Origin of the sequence: Rhizobium sp. NFR07, from assembly GCF_900111905.1 — a bacterium.
Classification (GTDB): Bacteria; Pseudomonadota; Alphaproteobacteria; order Rhizobiales; family Rhizobiaceae; genus Neorhizobium.
In genome coordinates this window covers 103,334-124,315 of the sequence record NZ_FOKM01000005.1, presented here as the reverse complement: position 1 = coordinate 124,315, position 20,982 = coordinate 103,334, and the positions used below count along the sequence as shown (strand labels likewise).

Annotated in this window: 16 protein-coding genes and 1 pseudogene; 14 read left to right on the top strand and 3 right to left on the bottom strand. The window is 62.1% G+C overall.

Annotated elements, in window-relative coordinates:
• The first annotated feature begins 18 nt into the window (after positions 1–18).
• The 3 genes from BM216_RS12560 to BM216_RS12550 all read left to right on the top strand — a co-directional run bounded on the left by BM216_RS12560 (position 19) and on the right by BM216_RS12550 (position 2,898).
• A complete protein-coding gene (locus BM216_RS12560; RefSeq protein WP_092999518.1) occupies positions 19–906 on the top strand; it encodes a F0F1 ATP synthase subunit gamma in 888 nt (295 codons plus the stop codon).
• A 23-nt stretch (positions 907–929) separates the two neighbouring features.
• A complete protein-coding gene (gene atpD / locus BM216_RS12555; RefSeq protein ID WP_092999517.1) occupies positions 930–2,360 on the top strand; it encodes a F0F1 ATP synthase subunit beta in 1,431 nt (476 codons plus the stop codon).
• Positions 2,361–2,490: 130 nt separating this feature from the next.
• Positions 2,491–2,898 carry a F0F1 ATP synthase subunit epsilon gene (locus tag BM216_RS12550; RefSeq protein ID WP_092999516.1) on the top strand — a complete coding sequence of 136 codons (408 nt, stop codon included), beginning with the start codon at positions 2,491–2,493 and terminating at the stop codon, positions 2,896–2,898.
• A gap of 201 nt (positions 2,899–3,099) precedes the next feature.
• Here BM216_RS12550 and BM216_RS12545 read toward each other — a convergent pair whose 3' ends face one another.
• Positions 3,100–3,996, bottom strand: coding sequence for a LysR substrate-binding domain-containing protein (locus BM216_RS12545; protein ID WP_092999515.1), 897 nt, complete (start codon positions 3,994–3,996; stop codon positions 3,100–3,102).
• A 110-nt stretch (positions 3,997–4,106) separates the two neighbouring features.
• On the opposite strand from BM216_RS12545, the gene BM216_RS12540 reads away from it, so the two are divergent.
• The 11 genes and pseudogenes from BM216_RS12540 to BM216_RS12485 all read left to right on the top strand — a co-directional run bounded on the left by BM216_RS12540 (position 4,107) and on the right by BM216_RS12485 (position 18,238).
• Complete coding sequence (locus BM216_RS12540) at positions 4,107–5,291, top strand: iron-containing alcohol dehydrogenase (RefSeq protein ID WP_092999514.1); 1,185 nt, start codon at positions 4,107–4,109, stop codon at positions 5,289–5,291.
• 86 nt (positions 5,292–5,377) lie between these two features.
• Positions 5,378–6,877, top strand: a complete 1,500-nt coding sequence (locus BM216_RS12535; RefSeq protein WP_092999513.1) for an aldehyde dehydrogenase — start codon at positions 5,378–5,380, stop codon at positions 6,875–6,877.
• Between the two features lie 206 nt (positions 6,878–7,083).
• Positions 7,084–8,208, top strand: a complete 1,125-nt coding sequence (locus BM216_RS12530) for a mandelate racemase/muconate lactonizing enzyme family protein (protein ID WP_092999512.1) — start codon at positions 7,084–7,086, stop codon at positions 8,206–8,208.
• Between the two features lie 224 nt (positions 8,209–8,432).
• Complete coding sequence (locus tag BM216_RS12525; RefSeq protein WP_092999753.1) at positions 8,433–8,987, top strand: flavin reductase family protein; 555 nt, start codon at positions 8,433–8,435, stop codon at positions 8,985–8,987.
• 162 nt (positions 8,988–9,149) lie between these two features.
• A complete protein-coding gene (locus BM216_RS12520) occupies positions 9,150–10,046 on the top strand; it encodes a LysR family transcriptional regulator (RefSeq protein WP_092999511.1) in 897 nt (298 codons plus the stop codon).
• A 128-nt stretch (positions 10,047–10,174) separates the two neighbouring features.
• On the top strand, positions 10,175–10,654 hold the full coding sequence (locus tag BM216_RS12515) for a formate dehydrogenase subunit gamma (protein WP_092999510.1): 480 nt from the start codon (positions 10,175–10,177) through the stop codon (positions 10,652–10,654).
• On the top strand, positions 10,651–12,207 hold the full coding sequence (locus BM216_RS12510) for a formate dehydrogenase beta subunit (protein WP_092999509.1): 1,557 nt from the start codon (positions 10,651–10,653) through the stop codon (positions 12,205–12,207). Before BM216_RS12515 ends, BM216_RS12510 begins: the two co-directional genes overlap by 4 nt.
• Positions 12,208–12,492: 285 nt before the next feature.
• Entirely contained in the window at positions 12,493–15,372 is a 2,880-nt protein-coding gene (fdhF, locus tag BM216_RS12500) for a formate dehydrogenase subunit alpha (protein ID WP_092999508.1), read from the top strand.
• 10 nt (positions 15,373–15,382) lie between these two features.
• The gene (gene fdhD / locus BM216_RS12495; RefSeq protein WP_092999507.1) at positions 15,383–16,210 is read left to right on the top strand and encodes a formate dehydrogenase accessory sulfurtransferase FdhD; all 828 of its coding nucleotides are present in this window, start codon (positions 15,383–15,385) and stop codon (positions 16,208–16,210) included.
• Entirely contained in the window at positions 16,200–16,517 is a 318-nt protein-coding gene (locus BM216_RS12490; protein WP_092999506.1) for a formate dehydrogenase subunit delta, read from the top strand. The genes fdhD and BM216_RS12490 overlap by 11 nt, the downstream gene beginning before the upstream one ends.
• Positions 16,518–16,589: 72 nt before the next feature.
• Positions 16,590–18,238 (top strand): annotated as a pseudogene (locus BM216_RS12485) (OFA family MFS transporter).
• Positions 18,239–18,381: 143 nt separating this feature from the next.
• Here BM216_RS12485 and BM216_RS12480 read toward each other — a convergent pair.
• Together BM216_RS12480 and BM216_RS12475 are read right to left on the bottom strand one after the other, a co-directional pair.
• Positions 18,382–20,130: a methyl-accepting chemotaxis protein gene (locus tag BM216_RS12480; protein ID WP_092999505.1), complete on the bottom strand. Its 1,749-nt coding sequence runs from the start codon at positions 20,128–20,130 to the stop codon at positions 18,382–18,384.
• 205 nt (positions 20,131–20,335) lie between these two features.
• On the bottom strand, positions 20,336–20,815 hold the full coding sequence (locus tag BM216_RS12475; RefSeq protein ID WP_092999752.1) for a chemotaxis protein CheW: 480 nt from the start codon (positions 20,813–20,815) through the stop codon (positions 20,336–20,338).
• Between the last annotated feature and the right edge of the window lie 167 nt (positions 20,816–20,982).

The window sequence follows — 20,982 nt, the reverse complement described above, 5'->3', positions numbered from 1 at the left end:
CTCAAGGACCGATAACGGATGCCTTCACTTAAGGATCTGAAAAACCGGATCGCCTCCGTCAAGGCGACGCAGAAGATCACCAAGGCGATGAAAATGGTCGCCGCGGCGAAGCTGCGTCGTGCGCAGGAAGCGGCCGAGGCCGCCCGTCCTTACGCAGAACGGATGGACAAGGTATTGGGCAGCCTTGCTGCTGCCAATGCCGGCAATGCGGATGCGCCGATCCTGCTTTCCGGCACCGGCAAGGACCAGGTTCACCTCCTGGTCGTCGCTACCGGCGAGCGCGGTCTGGCGGGGGGCTTCAACTCCTCGATCATCCGTCTGGCCCGCGATCACGCCCAGAAGCTTCTTGCCCAGGGCAAGACGGTCAAGATCCTGACCGTCGGCCGCAAGGGCAACGACGTTCTGCGCCGTTCGTTCAAGGACAATATCGTCCACTACATCACCTTCCGCGAAGTGAAGCAGCTTGGTTTCGTCCAGGCTGACGAAGTCGCACACAAGGTGCTTGAGATGTTCAACGCCGGCGAATTCGACGTCGCCACGCTGTTCTTCTCGCGCTTCCAGTCGGTGATCTCGCAGGTCCCGACCGCACAGCAGATCATTCCTGCAAAGTTCGAAACGAAGGACGCAGGCGAACCGGCAACCGGTTCGGCAGCGCTCTACGAATACGAGCCGAGCGAAGAGGAAATCCTCGAGGACCTGCTGCCGAAGAACATCGCAGTGCAGATCTTCCGGGCGCTGCTCGAAAACAACGCTTCCTTCTACGGTGCGCAGATGTCCGCAATGGACAACGCAACGCGCAATGCCGGCGACATGATCAACAAACTGACGCTTTCCTACAACCGCCAGCGTCAGGCGCAGATCACGAAGGAACTCATCGAAATCATTTCGGGCGCGGAAGCGCTCTGAGGTAAAGAAAGAGGGTAAGAATCATGGCTACCGCAACGGGCTCGTCCCTCGGCAAAGTGACCCAGGTTATCGGCGCTGTCGTCGACGTCGCGTTTGACGGCAAACTGCCGGCTATCCTTAACGCGCTTGAGACCGAGAACAACGGCAACCGCCTCGTTCTCGAAGTCGCACAGCACCTCGGTGAAAACCAGGTCCGCACCATCGCTATGGACTCGACCGAAGGTCTCGTCCGCGGCCAGCAGGTCACCGACACCGGTGCACCGATCTCGGTTCCGGTCGGCGAGCAGACGCTCGGCCGCATCATGAACGTCATCGGCGAGCCGGTCGACGAAGCCGGTCCGCTTGACCGCACCAACCTGCGCGCCATCCACCAGGACGCTCCGGCCTATGTCGAGCAGTCCACGGAAGGCCAGATCCTCGTCACCGGCATCAAGGTCGTCGACCTGCTCGCGCCTTACGCAAAGGGCGGCAAGATCGGCCTGTTCGGCGGCGCCGGCGTCGGCAAGACCGTTCTGATCATGGAACTGATCAACAACGTCGCTAAGGCACACGGTGGTTACTCCGTATTCGCCGGCGTTGGTGAGCGTACCCGTGAAGGCAACGACCTTTACCACGAAATGATCGAATCGAACGTCAACAAGCATGGCGGCGGCGAAGGCTCCAAGGCTGCGCTCGTTTACGGCCAGATGAACGAACCGCCGGGCGCCCGCGCTCGCGTCGCTCTGACGGGTCTGACGATTGCTGAAGACTTCCGCGACAAGGGCCAGGACGTTCTGTTCTTCGTCGACAACATCTTCCGCTTCACCCAGGCAGGTTCGGAAGTGTCGGCTCTGCTCGGCCGTATTCCTTCGGCCGTTGGTTACCAGCCGACGCTCGCCACCGATATGGGCCAGATGCAGGAACGCATCACCACCACGACTAAGGGCTCGATCACCTCGGTTCAGGCCATCTACGTTCCCGCCGACGACTTGACCGACCCGGCACCGGCAACCTCGTTCGCCCACCTGGACGCAACGACGGTTCTGTCGCGCTCGATCGCTGAAAAGGGTATCTACCCGGCCGTCGACCCGCTCGACTCGACCTCGCGCATGCTCGACCCGATGGTTGTCGGCGAAGAGCATTACGAAGTCGCCCGTAAGGTTCAGACGACGCTTCAGCGCTACAAGTCGCTGCAGGACATCATCGCCATCCTCGGCATGGACGAACTGTCCGAAGAGGACAAGATGACGGTTACCCGCGCCCGCAAGATCGAGCGCTTCCTGTCGCAGCCGTTCTTCGTTGCCGAAGTCTTCACCGGTTCGCCGGGCAAGCTGGTTGCTCTCGAAGACACGATCAAGGGCTTCAAGGGTCTCGTCAACGGCGACTACGACCACCTGCCGGAAGCTGCCTTCTACATGGTCGGCTCGATCGAAGAAGCGATGGAAAAGGCCAAGAAGCTGGCCGAAGCCGCTTAATTACAAGCTTGAGACGGCGCGTCGGGAAACCGGCGCGCCTGTCACTCCGTAAGAATTCGAATTTTCACGCAGTCCCGCATGCCGAGCCCATCAGGCGCCTTGCAGGATCTGCCATAGGAAGTGGACCATCATGGCCGACGCTTTCAACTTTGAACTGGTTTCGCCCGAGCGCCTGCTCGTTTCGGAGAAGGTCTCCGAAGTGGTGATCCCGGCGACGCTTGGCGAAATGACGGTGCTGGTCAACCACGCGCCGACGATGACGACCATCAAGCCGGGCGTGGTTTCCGTGAAGCTCGCTTCCGGCCAGGTCAACAAATACGTCGTGTTCGGCGGTTTTGCCGACATCCTGCCGGACAGCTGCACGCTGCTGGCGGAATCCGCCGTTCCGGCTGCCGAGCTGACCCGCGAGACGCTGCAGCATCGGATCGAAACCACGCAGGCCGACATCGGCAAGGCAACGAGCGACGAGCACAAGACAAAGCTCGAACAGTTCCTCGCCGAGCTGACGCATCTCAACGGTGTCGTTGTCGCGGCTTAATTCGCTCGACATCGCATTTATCGAGGCGGTCCTTGTGGGCCGCCTTTTGCGTTTCCAGAGGCTGGTCGTCATCCTCGGGCTTGTCCCGAGGATCCAACCACGTCGAGAAAAGCGGAACGGTAGTAGATGCTCGGGACAAGCCCGAGCATGACGGGAGAAGGAGGCGCTACCTTTGCCCAAATGCATGCGATCTGCCGGGTCTCAAATCCCAGCAAGCAGATGCTGATGCAGCCGCGCTGCACCCGGTGTCAGCGAGCGATAGCGCGGCATGCCGAGATGGTAACCGTAACCGGTCTCCAGCCGCCGGGATCCGAGTTCGACCAATGCGCCGGAGGCCAGCTCATCTGCGATCAGGCCGACACTGCCGAGCGTTACCCCTTCGCCGCGAAGCGCCGCATCGACCGCCAGCGAATAAGTGGAGAAGGAAAGGCGGGGCGTGATGCGCGCCTTGGGTGGATCGGGCAGCCGCGCGAACCACTGGCGAAACGAGATCCAGTGGGCGTTGAAGCGCTCATAGTCGATCAGGTCGAGGCCGGCGATTTCGTGCGGGGCGACAGCGGCGGGGTCGATCCGGTGTCTCTCGATGAAACCCGGGGAGGCCACGGGCACAAGCTCTTCTTTCATCAGCAGGGTCAGATTCCAGCGCGGATGCTCGCCGGTTGAGTAGAGGATCACGAGGTCGTTGGCTTCGGACGCGAGTTCCGAAGGCGCATCGGTCGTCAGCAGTCGCACCGAGACCGAAGGGCTTTCATTGTCGAAATCCTTCAGCTGCTTGGCGAGCCACAGATGCGAGACGGAACCGCTGGCCGCGATCGAGATCGTCTCGCGCCCTTCGCCGCGGAAGGGTTCGAGGCTTTCCTCCAGGTAGTCGAGCGTGGCCCGGACGCGCTGGGCCAGACGATCACCCTCCGGCGTGAGCGCCAGATTGCGGCCGCGGCGGGTGAAGAGCTTTGTGCCGAGCTGTTCCTCGAGGCCCTGGATGCGGCGGCTGACAGCCGCTTGGGTGATATGCAGCTCGCGGCCGGCGCGGGAAAAGTTCATGTAGCGGCAGGCCGCATCGAAGACGCGGAATGCTTCCAGGGGTATGCGATCCAGCATAGACCTCTCCATGATCTCAGATCATCAACTAACCCGATATTTCGATGGATTTGAAGAGCTGACATTGTGATGCAGAGTGCGCGCGTCATTCCACTGTGTCGGCGGTCATCATGCAGTTCTCTACCTCCTTCATCCCCGACATTCGCTTCGGATCGGGCCTGTTCCACGAACTGGCTGGTGTCGTCCAAAGCTTCGCGGGCGCGCGGGCGGCCCTGATCGTCATGGACGGTTTTCTGGCATCGACCGGCCTTGCCAAGAGCCTTGCCGGAGAGCTGGCTGCGGCAGGCATCGAGCCGCGCCTCTATTCGGATTTCTCCGGCGAGCCGAAGCTTGCGCATCTGCGGGCGGCGAGCGAGATGGCTGAAGGCGCCGATGTCGTGGTCGGTATCGGCGGCGGGTCGGCGCTCGACATCGCCAAGGTCGCGGCCTGCTGTGCCGCTTCCGGGGAGGATCCCATGCATTACGCGCTGGCGGCCAACCCCCTGCCGAAGAACCCGCTGAAGAAGATCATGGTGCCGACGACCGCAGGAACCGGATCGGAGACCTCCGCCACCAACATCTTTGCCGGGCCGGAAGGCAAGAAGCTGTGGATCTGGGGCGCCGAGACCAAGGCCGATCTGGTGCTGCTCGATCCCGAGCTGACGATTTCCCTGCCGCCGCATCTGACCGCGTGGTGTGGAATGGATGCCTTCATCCACGCCTTCGAGGCCTGCACCAACCGCAATGCCCATTCAGGCGCAAAACTTTATGCCCATGAGGCGATGCGTCTCGTAGCAGGTTCGCTGGAAGCCGCCGTCAAGGCGCCGGGCAACCTGGAAGCGCGCGGCAAGGTGCTGCTCGGCTCTTGTTACGCCGGTATCGCCATCGACAATTGCGGCACGGCCATCGCCCACAATATCAGCCATGCGCTGGCGGGGCTCGCGCCTATCCATCACGGGCTTGCCACGGCACTCGGTTTCGAGGCGACGCTGGGCTGGCTAGTCGATGCCGATACGGCCGATCTCAACGATGCGGCCCGCGCGATCGGGCTTGCCGATGCGGCGGCCCTGCCGGGCTTCGTTTCGGATCTGATGGACCGTTGCGAGATCGTTCGTGCGCTGCCGGACGCATTCGACGCCTTCTCCGCCAAAGACCTCGCCGCGGAAATGCGCGCGCCGGAAAATCAGCCGATGCGCCGCTCGACCATTCGCGAGATCTCGGACACCGATATCGATGCTTTTGCGGCCGCGATCATGTCGCTGCCCACCGTATCGTCCGCAAAGCCGCAACCGGTTTTAGAGACGGATGATGCCTAGCTCGCCCGGTAGACCGAAGGGGCATAGCTTCTGCGATCTTTGGGATCCATGTCGCTCCATAACATTCTGACGAGGGGGCTGCTCTCATGACCAAGACCTATACACGCGACTACTGGGAAAATGCGCTGTCTGCCCTCAAGCTCGAAGGGCGGAATTTTATCGGTGGCGAGTATCGCGCGGCGGTGTCCGGCGGGACGTTCACCCGTGTCCGTCCGATGGATGGCGGGCCGGGCGCCGAACTGGCGCGCGGCGGGGAGGCGGATATCGATGCGGCCGTCGCCTCGGCACGTGCTGCTTTCGAGAGCGGCGTCTGGCGCAAGAAGGATCCGCTCGAGAAGAAGAAGATCATGCTGAAATGGGCGGAGTTGATCCGCGCCCATGGCGAAGAGCTCGCCATGCTGGAGACGGTCGATGTCGGCAAGCCGGTGCTGGCCTCGCTCAATGTCGACGTCCGCCTATGCGCCGACGGCATCCAGTTCTACGGCGAGATGATCGACAAGCTCTATGACGAGATCGCGCCGACAGGACCGAATGCCCGCGCACTGGTGCGCAAAGTGCCGCTCGGGGTCATCGGGGCGATCACGCCGTGGAACTATCCGATGATCATCGACGCGTGGAAGCTCGGGCCTTCGATCGCCGCCGGCAATTCCGTCGTGCTGAAACCGGCCGAACAGTCGTCGCTTTCGGCGATCCGGCTGGCGGCGCTGGCGGTCGAGGCCGGACTTCCGGCAGGCGTGCTCAACGTCGTCACTGGCTACGGCGAGGAGGCCGGCAAGCCGCTGGCGCTGCATATGGATGTCGACATGATCGCCTTTACCGGCTCGACCGAAGTCGGCAAGCTGATCATGGGCTATGCGGCGCAATCCAACGTCAAGCGGGTGGCGCTGGAACTCGGCGGCAAGTCGCCGCTCGTCGTCTTCGAGGATGCCGATCTGGATGCTGCGGCCTCCGCCGCCGCCTGGGGATGTTTCTACAATTCCGGTGAGACCTGCCACGCTTCGACAAGGCTTCTCGTGCATCGCTCGGTGCAGGATAGATTGATCGCCAAGATCGAGGCGGTGACGAAGAGCGATATCGCTCTCGCCCATCCCTTCGAGCCATCGGCGCAGATCGGTGCGTTGATCGAAGAACAGCATATGACGAAGGTGCTCGGCATGATCGCCGCAGGTGAGAGGGAAGGCGCGAAGCGGGCCTTCGGGGCCCAGCAGGTGATGAGCGAGACGGGCGGCTACTACATCTCGCCCGGCGTCTTCGTCGACATGACCAACGACATGAGCCTCGCGCGGCAGGAAATCTTCGGACCGGTCCTGGCAGCCATTCCCTTCGATACGGAGGAAGAGGCGCTGCGGCTCGCGAACGACACGATCTATGGGCTCGCAGGCGCAGTCTTCACCAGGGACATGGACCGCGCGCACCGCTTCTCCGAGGCGATCCATGCGGGTACGGTGTGGATCAACACCTATGACATGTCGAACTTCGCCACACCGTTCGGCGGGTTCAAGCAATCCGGCTTCGGTCGTGATCGCTCGGTGCATGCGATCGACAAATATTGCGACTACAAGACGATCTGGCAGCAGTTCGGGTAGGCTTTCCAGGTGTTGAAGGCTTGCCCCTCACCCTAGCCCTCTCCCCGCAAGCGGGGAGAGGGGACGTGCCACGATCTGGGCGAGGAAAGTGCGCCTTGTGTCCTTCTCCCCGTCAAAACGGGGAGAAGGTGCCGGCAGGCGGATGAGGGGCATTTGCCAAAGACTGGATAAGGCGCAGGCCGAAGATAAATGAGGGAAGAGACAGAATGAGCCGCATCGCATCCATCGAGATCACCCACCATCGTCTCCCTCTCGATCCGCCGTTCAAGGCAAGCTGGGACGGGCGGCCGCGCAAGCAGTTCGATGCAACCATCGTACGGGTGAGGGATGACGAGGGGCGGGAAGGGATCGGTTCAGGCGACCTTATGAAGGGGTTCGAGGGGCACGAGGACCTGTTCATCGGCGAGGATCCGCGGCATCTGGAACGGCATTACGAAGTGCTGTCGCATATCAATTTCCACTATGGCCGCTGCTGGCCGATGGATCTGGCGCTCTGGGATCTGGCCGGAAAGGTGTCCGGCGAGCCGATCTGGAGGATGCTGGGCGGGCGGTCGGACAGGGTCCGGCTCTACGCCTCCTCCGGCGTGCTGCGCGATCCCGCCGCCATGGCCGATCAGGCGGAGCGCTATATCGAGGAAGGGTTTCCGGCGATGAAGGTGCGCTTCTCATCCTCTGCCGGAGGCCGGTCGGGGTGGCGTGATGACGTAAAGGCGCTGGAGGCGATCCGCGCGCGTGTCGGGACCAAGCTGGAGCTGATGGTCGACTGTAACCAGGGCTGGCGAATGCCCTGGGACACGACGCTGCCCTGGACCTTCAAGGATGCGCTGGCGGTGGCGAAGGAGCTGGAAAAGCTTGATATCTACTGGATGGAGGAGCCGCTGTTCCGCTCGGACCGCAAGGGCATGAAGGCCTTGAAGGAGGCCACCTCGGTCAGGATCGCCGGTGGCGAGATGACCCGCGAACTCTACGAATTCCGCGACATTATCGAGGAACGCGCCTTCGACGTCATCCAGCCGGACGTGGCGTTGGTCGGCGGCATTACGGGCTGCCGACGGCTCGTCTACCAGGCACGCGAGGCCGGTGTGACGTTTACCCCTCATAGCTGGACCAACGGCATCGGCGTGCTGGCCAATGCGCATCTGACTGCCGGTGTCGGTGACGCGCCCTTCCTCGAATACCCCTACGATAATCCTGAATGGAGCGAGGCGCGGCGCGACTATCCGATGATGTCGCCCCTGAAGCACAGCAACGGCTGGCTGGAGTTGGGCGAGGCGCCCGGCCTCGGCATCGTTCTCGACGAGGAGCGATTGAAGGCGACACGGATCGGTTGATCCGCCTATCCCACCGATTGACGAACGACGCGCAGATCGCAAGTCTACCGAGCAGGAGGAGAGGCCCGAGTCGGGGAATGTCCGCACCAGCGAGAGGGGAGGAGGCTGGCTGCCGCATTCTGCAGAAAAAGGAATGAATGACGATGGATGCCAGTCACACCGTCGCAGGGGAACGCAAGCAATTCGACTTCACCGCGCTTACGGCGCGAGAACGCTATAAGCTGATGATCGGCACGATCATTCCGCGGCCAATCGCGCTCGTAACAACAGTGGATGAGCACGGACGGATCAACGCGGCACCGTTCAGCTTCTTCAACTGCCTGTCGGCCGATCCGCCGATCCTGGCGATCGGTGTTGAAAACAATGCCGACATGTCTTTCAAGGATACCGGCCACAATATCCGCATGACTGAGGTGTTCACGGTCAATATCGTGTCCTTCGCGATTGCCGAGGCAATGCATGTTTGCGGCGCGAAATATCCGCGCGGGGTCGATGAATTGAATGAGGCGGGGCTGACGGCCGCCGCTGGCATCAAGGTCGCCTCTCCTTACATCGTCGAGGCACCGGCGGCCTTCGAATGCCGACGGCATGTGACGCTCGAACTCGGCAAGTCCCGACAGATCATCCTGGGTGAGATCGTCTATGCCCATTATGGCGAGGGCATCGTCGACGAGAACCTGCATGTCGATCCGGCTGGCGTCGATGCGATCGCCCGGCTCGGCGGGGATACCTGCTCGACGATCCGCGACCGGTTCGAAATGCTGACCCCGAAGCTCTGATGCCCGCGCACTTGGCTGTGGCAGGCGGGGCCGGAAGCGTCTAGACATTGTGAGGCATAGAGATCTCGGAGGAGCGATGCTGGCGGGTTTACCCAACTGTGACTGGCGGCGGGTTCGGATGAAGTCCGGCCAAACAGCCCTGGCCCCGGTGCGGATATCGGCATGATCGACAAGCTGGAATTCTTCATCGCGCTGGCGAAGGAAGGCCATTTCGGGCGGGCCGCCGAGGAATGCGGTATTTCCCAGCCGTCACTCTCGGCTGCGATCCGTCAGCTGGAAGAGAGCCTTGGGGTGCAACTCGTCGTGCGCGGTTCGCGCTACCAGGGTCTGACGCCGGAAGGCCAGCGGGTGCTGGAATGGGCGCGCCGCATTGTCGGTGATGCCCGGACGATGCGCGAGGAGATGCGAGCCGCCCGCAAAGGCCTGACCGGCCATATCAGGCTTGCCGTCATCCCGACTGCGCTCGCCATGGTGCCGCGGCTGACCGAGCCGTTCCAGGCCCGGCATCCGGAGGTCACCTTCTCTGTCGTATCGCGAAATTCTCTGCAGGTGCTTTCCCAGCTCGACAATTTCGAGATCGATGCGGGGATCACCTATCTCGACAACGAGCCGCTCGGGCGTGTCACCAGCGTGCCGCTCTATGCCGAGCGCTATACGCTCGTCACGGCCGAGGGCACGGCGTTTGCCGATCGCGAGACCGTAACCTGGGCGGATATGGGCGGTGTTCGGCTTTGTCTATTGACGCCGGACATGCAGAACCGGCGGATCATCAACCAGAACCTGAGCAATGCAGGTATCCCGGTAAGGCCGATGCTGGAATCCAATTCCATGGTCGTTTTGCTCTCCCATGTCGCAACGGGACGATGGGCGAGCATCATGCCGCGAAATGTCGCCAGATCCTTCGGTTTTTCCGACAAGATCCGGATGATTCCGATCGTCGAGCCGGAAGCAGTGCATGTTGTCGGGCTCGTTGCCACGCATCGAGAGCCCTTCACGCCGCTTGTCTCCGCCCTGCTTCACGAAGCGCGCAGCCTCAACCTGAGCGATGAAAATCGATAGTTTTTTTCTATCGCGTAACCGAACAGCTTTATTGATCCCGTTGCGACCTCTTGTCAGACTCCATCGACGTAAGTGCATTCGCCGCTTTGGTTCTTCCGTTGCGGCGACCGGCTGGGAGGCTGTCAGGAATGAATGTGCGTGTAACGAGCGGCGCCTATGCCGAGCGTGCCCTTCCGATCATCCAGGAACTGAAAGGCCTGGAAGGTCCGATGCTGCCGATCCTGCACGCTATCCAGGCCGAGTTCGGCTATGTGCCGGAAGAGGTAAAGCCGGTCATTGCCAGCGAACTCAACCTTTCGCGCGCCGAGGTGCATGGCGTTGTCACCTTCTATCACGAGTTCCGCGATCACCCGGCGGGCCGGCATGTACTCAAGCTCTGTCGGGCCGAGGCCTGTCAGTCGATGGGCAGCGACCGTATCGCAGACCGCGCGCGACAATTGCTCGGCATCGACTTTCACCAGACGACGCTCGATGGCGCGGTGACGCTGGAGCCGGTCTATTGTCTCGGCCTTTGCGCCTGTGCCCCGGCGGCGATGCTGGATGACGAAGTCTACGGCCGGGTGGACGAGCACTGTCTTTCCGACATGGTAGCGGAGGCGCGCCGATGACGGTGACGATTTTCATTCCAAAGGATGCGGCCGCTCTGGCGCTTGGCGCTGAGAAGGTGGCAAAGGCTTTTGCGCGGGAAATCGAGGCGCGCGGGCTCGATGCGCGGATCGTGCGCAACGGATCCCGCGGCATGTTCTGGTTGGAGCCTCTGGTGGAGGTACGCACCGAGCGCGGCAGGGTTGCCTACGGGCCGGTCAAGCCCGGTGACGTGGAGAGCCTGTTCGATGCAGGTCTGCTTGACGGTGGAGGCCACGAACTCTGTCTTGGGCTGACGAAGGAAATTCCCTTCCTTCGTCAGCAGACACGCCTGACCTTCGCCCGCTGCGGCGTCACCGATCCGCTTTCGCTGGATGACTATCGCCATTACCAGGGCCTGAAGGGGCTGGAAAAGGCTGTCGGCATGGCGCCGGCGGATATCGTCAAGCAGGTCACCGACAGCGGCCTTCGCGGTCGCGGCGGCGCGGGTTTCCCGACCGGCATCAAGTGGAAGACGGTGATGGATGCGGCAGGCCCGCAGAAATACATCGTCTGCAATGCCGATGAAGGCGATAGCGCAACCTTTGCCGACCGGATGATCATGGAGGGTGATCCCTTCGTGCTGATCGAGGGCATGGCGATTGCCGCGGTCGCGACCGGCGCGACCAAGGGCTATGTCTATATCCGCTCGGAATATCCGCATGCGATCGCGACCATGACGGCGGCGGTGAAAATTGCCCAGGCTGCCGGCATTCTCGGGCCGTCGGTGATGGGTTCGGCTCACGCGTTCGACATGGAGATCCGGTCGGGTGCCGGCGCCTATGTCTGCGGCGAGGAGACGTCGCTGCTCAATTCGCTGGAAGGCAAGCGCGGTATTGTGCGTGCAAAGCCGCCGCTGCCGGCGCTGCAGGGCTTTCTCGGCAGGCCGACGGTGGTCAACAATGTCATTTCGCTCGCCTCGGTGCCGATCATCATGGATCGCGGCGCGGAGTTCTATCGCGATTTCGGCATGGGCCGGTCGCGCGGCACGATCCCGATCCAGATCGCCGGCAACGTCAAGCATGGCGGGCTGTTCGAGACGGCCTTCGGCCTGTCGCTCGGCGAGATCGTCGATCATATCGGTGGCGGCACGGCGACCGGTCGCCCGGTCAAGGCGGTGCAGGTGGGCGGGCCTCTTGGCGCCTATTTCCCGCGTGAACTGTTTAACACGCCGTTCGACTATGAATCCTTCGCCACGAAAGAAGGGCTGATCGGCCATGCCGGGATCGCCGTGTTCGACGATAGTGCTGACATGCTGAAGCAGGCGCGGTTCGCGATGGAGTTCTGCGCCATCGAAAGCTGCGGCAAGTGCACGCCCTGCCGCATCGGCTCGACCCGTGGCGTGGAAACGGCAGACAAGATCAGGCAGGGCATCGAGCCTGAGAAGAACAGGGCGCTGCTGGCGGATCTCTGCAACACGATGAAATTCGGCTCGCTCTGCGCGCTCGGCGGGTTCACGCCCTATCCGGTGATGAGCGCGATGACGCATTTCCCGGAGGATTTTGAGCCGGCACCGATGGTGGAGGCTGCGGAATGATGAGTGATCTGCAGAGACCCACGCAAAGCGGACATTCGCGGTTGTGCACCCCCCTCTGCCCTGCCGGGCATCTCCCCCACAAGGGGGGAGATCGGCCGGGAGGTCGCTCCCCGGTCTTAATCAACCTTCTCATCAGCATAGATGCTGCGACAAAGGCGATGGTCGTACCGCTTGTGATCTCCCCACCTGTGGGGGAGATGCCCGGCAGGGCAGAGGGGGGCTGGCTTGCGCCTGCGTTCGCCGGTTCGCTACCCGCGCTCACCGCTTCCAACAAGGAGACACATCATGTCCCTCGTTCATGAAATCGACTATGGCACGCCGGCTTCGCGGTCCGAAGCGCAGGTGACGCTGACCATCGATGGCCGCGCCATCAGCGTGCCGGAAGGCACGTCGATCATGCGGGCCTCGATGGAGGCCGGGATCAAGGTGCCGAAACTCTGCGCTACCGACATGGTCGATGCCTTCGGCTCCTGCCGCCTGTGCCTCGTCGAGATCGAGGGGCGCAACGGCACGCCCGCCTCCTGCACCACGCCCGTTGCGGCGGGCATGGTCGTCCATACCCAGACAAGCCGGCTGAAGGATATCCGCAAGGGCGTGATGGAGCTCTATATCTCCGACCATCCGCTCGACTGTCTCACCTGCGCCGCCAATGGCGACTGCGAATTGCAGGACATGGCGGGCGCCGTCGGCCTGCGCGATGTGCGCTACGGTTATGAGGGCGACAACCATGTTCGCGCCCGCAACAATGGCGATATCAACGCCAAGTGGATGCCGAAGGACGAGTCGAACCCTTACTTCACCTATGACCCGTCGAAATGCATCGTCTGCTCGCGCTGCGTGCGCGCCTGCGAGGAAGTGCAGGGCACATTCGCGCTGACGATCGAGGGGCGTGGTTTCGGAAGCCGCGTGTCGCCCGGCGCGCATGAGCATTTTCTCGATTCCGAATGTGTCTCCTGCGGCGCCTGCGTGCAGGCCTGTCCCACCGCGACGCTGACGGAAAAGTCGGTGATCGCGATCGGCCAGCCGGAACATTCGGCGGTCACCACCTGCGCCTATTGCGGCGTCGGCTGCTCGTTCAAGGCGGAAATGCGCGGCGAGGAGCTGGTGCGCATGGTGCCGTGGAAGGACGGGCAGGCGAACCGCGGCCATTCCTGCGTCAAGGGCCGCTTCGCCTATGGTTATGCGACCCACAAGGACCGCATCCTCAACCCGATGATCCGCGAAAAGATCTCCGATCCGTGGCGGGAAGTGACGTGGGAAGAGGCCTATGCGCATGTCGCCTCCGAGTTTCGCCGCATCCAGTATCAATACGGCCGGGAATCGATCGGCGGCATCACCTCGTCGCGTTGCACCAACGAGGAAACCTTCCTCGTCCAGAAGTTGATCCGCGCCGGCTTCGGCAACAATAATGTCGATACCTGCGCCCGCGTCTGTCATTCGCCGACCGGCTACGGCCTCGGCCAGGCGTTCGGCACTTCGGCCGGCACGCAGAATTTCGACAGTGTCGAGCATTCGGATGTGGTGATCGTGATCGGCGCCAACCCGACCGACGGCCATCCGGTCTTCGGCTCACGGTTGAAGAAGCGGCTGCGCCAGGGCGCCAAGCTGATCGTCATCGATCCGCGCCGCATCGATCTCGTCAAGACGCCGCATGTCGAAGCGGCCTATCACCTGCCGCTGAAGCCCGGCACCAACGTGGCGATCATGACGGCGCTGGCGTATGTCATCGTCACCGAAGGCCTGTTCGACGAGAAGTTCATCCGCGAACGTTGCGACTGGTCGGAATTCGAGGACTGGGCGGCTTTCGTTGCCGAGGAGCAGCATAGCCCGGAAGCCATCGAGCAGTTCACCGGCGTCGAGCCGGAATTGATCCGTGGCGCCGCCCGGCTGTTTGCCACCGGCGGCAATGGCGCGATCTATTATGGTCTCGGCGTCACCGAACACAGCCAGGGTTCGACGACCGTCATGGCGATCGCCAATCTTGCGATGGCGACCGGCAATATTGGCCGTCCCGGCGTCGGCGTGAACCCGCTGCGCGGCCAGAATAATGTCCAGGGCTCCTGCGATATGGGCTCTTTCCCGCACGAGCTGCCGGGCTATCGCCATATCTCGGACGATGCGACGCGTGACACGTTCGAAAAACTCTGGGGCGTGACGCTCAACAACGAGCCGGGCCTGCGTATCCCCAACATGCTGGATGCCGCCGTTGAGGGCACGTTCAAGGGCATCTACATCCAGGGCGAGGACATCCTGCAGTCAGACCCGGATACCAAGCATGTCTCTGCCGGTCTCGAGGCGATGGAATGCGTCGTCGTGCACGACCTCTTCCTTAACGAGACCGCCAATTACGCCCATGTGTTTCTGCCGGGTTCGACCTTCCTGGAAAAGGACGGCACCTTCACCAATGCCGAGCGGCGCATCAACCGCGTGCGCAAGGTCATGAGCCCGAAGAACGGCTATGCCGACTGGGAAGTGACCCAGAAGCTTGCCCAAGCGATGGGGCTCAACTGGAACTATGCGCATCCGTCTGAAATCATGGACGAGATCGCCGCGACGACGCCGAGCTTCGCGCTCGTATCCTACGACTATCTGGAGAAGCTCGGCTCGGTTCAGTGGCCGTGCAACGAAGCGCATCCGGAAGGTTCGCCGATCATGCATGTCGACGGCTTCGTGCGCGGCAAGGGCAAGTTCATCCGCACCGAATATGTGGCGACCGATGAGCGCACCGGTCCGCGCTTCCCGCTGCTGCTCACTACCGGGCGCATTCTCTCGCAGTACAATGTCGGCGCCCAGACGCGGCGCACCGAGAATGTCGCATGGCATGCGGAGGACCGGCTGGAGATCCATCCGCATGATGCCGAACAGCGCGGCGTGAAGGATGGGGACTGGATCAAGCTTGCCAGCCGCTCCGGCGATACGACGCTCCGGGCACTGATTACCGACCGTGTGGCGCCGGGCGTGGTCTATACGACCTTCCACCACCCGGATACGCAGGCCAATGTCATCACTACCGATTTTTCGGACTGGGCGACGAATTGCCCCGAGTATAAGGTGACGGCAGTTCAGGTATCACCATCCAACGGCTCCAGCGAATGGCAGAGCGATTACGACGCGCTGTCGCGCCGGTCGCGCCGTATTGCGGGCAAGCTGGAAGCAGCGGAGTAAGGAAGAGCGAATGGCAGGTTTCAAGACGACTACCGTTGCGCAGGAAATCATTCGCCGCAATGGCGTCGTTCGTGCCGGAAGCCGCTCCGTGCCTGAAGAGGTGCCGATTGCCTTTTCCTATGGTGGCTCCACTCATGCGGTGATGATGGGTACGCCAGCGGATCTGGAAGATTTTGCCGTCGGCTTCAGTCTGACCGAAGGCGTCATCACGTCGATGGACGAGATCGAGGAGGTCACGGTTCTGGACGAAGGCCGCGGGCTCGACGTGCAGGTGCGCCTCGCCGAGGACAAGGAAGACGCGCTGCGCGCCCGCCGCCGGCACATGGCCGGGCCGGTGGGCTGCGGGCTTTGCGGTATCGAATCCATCGACCAGGCGATGCGTGTCGTGCCGGATGTCTCGGAAATTTCAATGACGCTCAGGCCTCATGACATCACCACGGCCATGGATGCGCTCAACGGCGCCCAGCCGCTGCATGCGGAAACCCGTGCTGTTCACGGCGCCGGCTTCTTCATTCCCGGCGAGGGCCTGATTGCCGTGCGCGAGGATGTCGGCCGGCACAATGCGCTGGACAAGCTGGCGGGTGCGGTGATCCGCGCAGGCCGCAGCGGTGCCGAAGGTATTGTCGTTGTCACCAGCCGTATCTCCGTCGAGATGGTGCAGAAGACGGCGATCCTCGGGGCTTCCACGCTCGTCGCGATCTCCGCGCCGACGGCGCTTGCCATCCGCACGGCCGAAGAGGCGGGCATGACGCTGGTGGCGCTGACCCGCGGCGAGGATTTCGAGATCTTTGCCGGTTCACAGCGCATTTCCGTGGGGGCGATTTCCAATGTCGCATGAGGCCGGACACAATGATGGGCACGACAAGGGGCAGGAAAAGCTGATCCGCATGGCGAACCAGATCGCCACCTTCTTCATGTCCCAGCCTGAAAAGGTGCGGGTAGAAGGTGTCGCCACCCATATCAACAAGTTCTGGGAGCCGCGCATGCGCCGGCACCTGTTCGAGCATATCGACAGCGGCGGAGAGGGACTGATGCCGCTCGTTGTGGAAGCTTCCGCATTGATCAAGAGACCTCTTGCCCCCGCGCCGACGAGCGCGGCGGGAGGCGATACTCAGACGGCCGTGCTCGCGACGCCGCAAAACTAGTATTGATTTCGCATTTGCCGGCCACCAGCGCCGGCCTTGTTTTTTCAGCCATGGGTCTTGAGGAGGGAATTTATGGCAGTCGCAGGGGTAACCACACGGGACATTCCACAACCGGGCCTGCTCGATCGCGAGCGGATTATCGCAAAGCCGGGCTTCAACCGGTGGCTCGTGCCGCCGGCAGCGCTCGCCATCCACTTATGTATCGGCATGGCCTATGGCTTCAGCGTGTTCTGGTTACCGCTGACCAGGGCGATTTCCGGCACGCCTGATCCATCCTGCGCCAGTCTTAACCTAGTCTCCGCGCTGTTCACCACGAGCTGCAACTGGCGCGTGGCCGATCTCGGCTGGATCTATACCCTTTTCTTCGTGCTCCTCGGTTGCTCAGCGGCGCTCTGGGGCGGCTGGCTGGAGCGGGTCGGCCCGCGCAAGGCGGCTTTCGTCTCGGCCTGCTGCTGGTGCGGCGGCATTGTCATTGCCGCGATGGGCGTGATGACGCACCAATTGTGGCTGATGTGGCTCGGTGCCGGCGTCATCGGCGGCATCGGTCTCGGGCTCGGCTATATCTCGCCGGTCTCGACGCTGATCAAGTGGTTCCCCGACCGGCGCGGCATGGCAACCGGCATGGCGATCATGGGCTTCGGCGGTGGCGCGATGATCGGCGCACCGCTTGCCAACATCCTGATGAACACGTTCAAGACGGATGTTTCGGTCGGTGTGTGGCAGACCTTTATCGTGATGGCGGCCATCTATTTCGTCTTCATGATGGGTGGTGCCTTCGGCTATCGCATCCCGCCGGCAGGCTGGCGCCCCGAAGGCTGGGCGCCGCCGGTCAGCATGGGCAAGTCGATGATCACCCACAAGCATGTGCATCTGCGCGACGCGCACAAGACGCCGCAGTTCTGGCTGATCTGGGCCGTGCTCTGCCTCAACGTATCGGCGTTCTCGGCATGGCCTCGCCGATGCTGCAGGAAATTTTTGCCGGCTCGCTGATCGGCTTGCCGGACCTGACCTTCTCGCAGCTCGACGCGGGCCAGAAGGCGCAGATCGCGGCGATTGCCGCAGGCTTCACCGGGCTGTTGTCGCTGTTCAACATCGGCGGGCGGTTCTTCTGGGCCTCGCTGTCGGACAAGATCGGCCGCAAGAACACTTATTACTGCTTCTTCGTCATCGGCATCGTGCTCTATGCGCTGGCGCCGACGCTGGCGGACATGGGCAGCAAGGCAATGTTCGTGCTCGCCTTCGGCATCATCCTATCCATGTACGGCGGCGGCTTCGCGACCATCCCGGCCTATCTCGCGGACATCTTCGGCACCCAGTTCGTCGGCGCGATCCACGGCCGGCTGCTGACAGCCTGGGCGACCGCCGGCATTCTCGGTCCCGTCGTCGTCAACTATATCCGCGAGGCGCAGATCAGCGCCGGCGTTGCCCCGGGACCGGCGCTCTATACCGGCACGATGTATATCCTTGCCGGCATGCTGGTGCTTGGCCTGATCGCCAACGCGCTGGTCCGTCCCCTGTCCGACAAGTGGTTCATGTCGGATGAGGAAGTCGCTTCGCTGCAGGCAAAGACGGCGGCGGCCAATGCCGGCCCGACCGGCTCCTTCGGCATCGGCACCGGCGGTATGGATGCCAAGGCGGCCATGGCCTGGGCAGTGGTCGGCATTCCGCTTCTCTGGGGTATCTGGGTGACGCTCAGGAGCAGCTTCGCGCTGTTCGGGTAACGACGCCATAGATCAGTACGCGACCGGGCGGCGATGTGATGCCTCCCGCTTAAAGAAAAACAGCCCGCTACGGTCACTCGTAGCGGGCTCGAATTTTTACTCCACGTTATTATCCCGGCGTCATGCCGGTTTATCGGGATGGCTCAGAAATCTTCCCAGCCGACCGCCTTCTTGAGATCGGAATGAGGAGCGCTTGGCATCTGCGTGACGCGACTGCCCCGGGGTGCCATGTGCACGGGGACTGCCGTAGCCCCGCCGATATCGAACTGCATCAGCAGGCCGCGCAGGCTTTCGGCCTCGTTGGCGAGTGAGTGGCTGGCCGCGGTTGTTTCCTCCACCATGGCCGCATTCTTCTGGGTGGCGTGATCCATCTGGTTCACCGCCTGGCTGATCTCGCGCAGGCTGGCTGCCTGTTCCCGCGAGGCTTCAACGATCGCGCTGACATTCTCGTGGATGCTCGAAACCTGGGACAGCATGTCCTTCAGCGACGCGCCGGTGCGGCCGACCAGCTCGACACCGCCGGCTACCTGATGGCTCGACGTGTTGATTAGCGTCTTGATTTTCTTGGCCGCAGTGGCGGAGCGCTGGGCGAGTTCACGGACCTCCTGCGCAACGACCGCAAAACCCTTGCCGGCCTCTCCGGCGCGAGCTGCCTCGACACCGGCGTTGAGTGCCAGAAGATTTGTCTGAAAGGCGATGTCGTCGATCACGCCGATTATGTTGGTGATCTCGTTGGACGATTTGGCAATCTCGTCCATGGCGGAGATGGCGTCGCGGACGACAAGGCCGGATTGTTCGGCATTCTGTCGCGTGCTGGTCACCAGACGGCCGGCTTCCTCTGCACGCTGGCTGGAATCGCCGACGGTGCGCGTGACCTGCTCCAGGGCGGCTGCCGCCTCTTCAAGCGACGCCGCTTGTTGTTCCGTGCGCTGGGCGAGTTCCTGGGATGCGTCGCGCACCTCGACGGAGGCGGCGGCGATGCCGGAAGCATTCTGAGCGACGATCTTCATCGCGTCGCGCAGCTTGGCGGCCACCGCATTGAAGTCGTGACGGGTGGTTTCCATGCTCGGAACGAAGCGGGTGCCGATCTCCTGATCGAGCTTGCCGTTCGCCAGGTCCCGCAGCCCGCTGCCGAGCATGCCGATGGCGCTCATGCGGGGGGTGACGTCGGTGGCGAATTTCACGACCTTGCAGACCTTGCCGCTCATGTCGACGATCGGGTTATAGGCCGCCTGGATCCAGATTTCCTTGCCGCCCTTGCCGTAACGCACGAATTCGTCGGCGATGAACTCGCCGCCGGCGAGACGCTTCCAGAACTCGGCATATTCGGCCGAGGCGGCATAGGCGGGGTCGCAGAACATCCGGTGATGGCGGCCCCTGATCTCGGAGAGATCGTAACCGAGACCGGCACAGAAGTTTTCGTTGGCCTCGAGAATTTCGCCGGTCGGGGTGAATTCGATCACCGCCTGGGAGCGGCTGAGGGCGAGAAGCTTGCTTGCATCCTCCGCCGAGCGCATCTTGGCGGCGGTGATGTCGGTCGCGATCTTGACGACCTTGTGCGGCCTGCCGCGGCGCAGGATCGGATTGTATGAGGCCTGGATCCAGATTTCCTTGCCGGACTTGGTGAAGCGCTTGTATTCCCGGGCATCGAAATTGCCGGCGCCGAGATTGGCCCAGAAGGCGTTGTATTCTTCGGATGCGGCATAGGCTGGTTCGCAGAAGATGCGGTGATGCTTGCCCTTTATCTCATCCAGCGAATAGCCTAACGCCTGGCAGAAATTGGCATTGGCATCGAGAATATGTCCGCTAAGATCGAATTGAATGACTGCCTGAGATTTTGAAATCGCAGCCAGTATGTCCGCTGCACCCGCCGTCCTGCCCAGTCCCAGCATGGAATGTCCCCTAGACCGCGTAACCCCTCTGGTTACGGCCGTGTTTTTTTTGGAAGGCGCTGTTAACTAATCAACGCGCTGAACTTCCACTTATATTAGGACATCTAAACATTAACGCGGACTTTATTCGAATTGCGAATAATAGCCTGACAAAAAATAAGCCGCCCGGAGACGGCTTGGTTTGGCAAAGCGGGAGAGGAGGCCTTTAAGCGGCGATATCTTCCATCTCGGTGCCCTTGAACATCTTGGAGAGGTTCAGGAAGCAGATCATGCCCGTCTCGTTGGCGATGATGCCTTCCGAGAAGGACTTGTCGAAGGAGGCGGAGACTTCCGGAACCGGCTGAACCTGGCTCGACGGGATGGTCAGGATGTCGGAGACGCGATCCACCAGCATGCCGATGACCATATTGTGGACTTCGGCGACGACGATGGCGCTGCGCTCGTTGGCAACGGTGCTCTTCATGCCGAGCTTGTAGGCAAGGTCAATGATCGGGATGACCGAGCCGCGCAGGTTCATGACGCCGATGACGTCCTTAGGGGCATGCGGGAGAGGCGTGGACGGAGCCCAGCCGCGAATTTCGCGGATCGTGGTCGTCTTGACGCAGAATTCCTGATCGTGAAGGCGGAAGGCGATGATTTCCAGCACTTCGCCGCTGTACATTGTCGAATTGATCGTGGTTGCCATCATTGTCTGTCCCTGCTGTCCGTTGCCCCCGCGACGGTGGTGCCAGAAGAATTTGGGCAACCGGATACCATCACGTCGCGTGCCGCTCGTTCGCAAGCGAATCTCAAGACGCGCACCATGGACTATAGCCGGCGATTATTGCTCAAACCTAAACTGTTGGCGGCAAA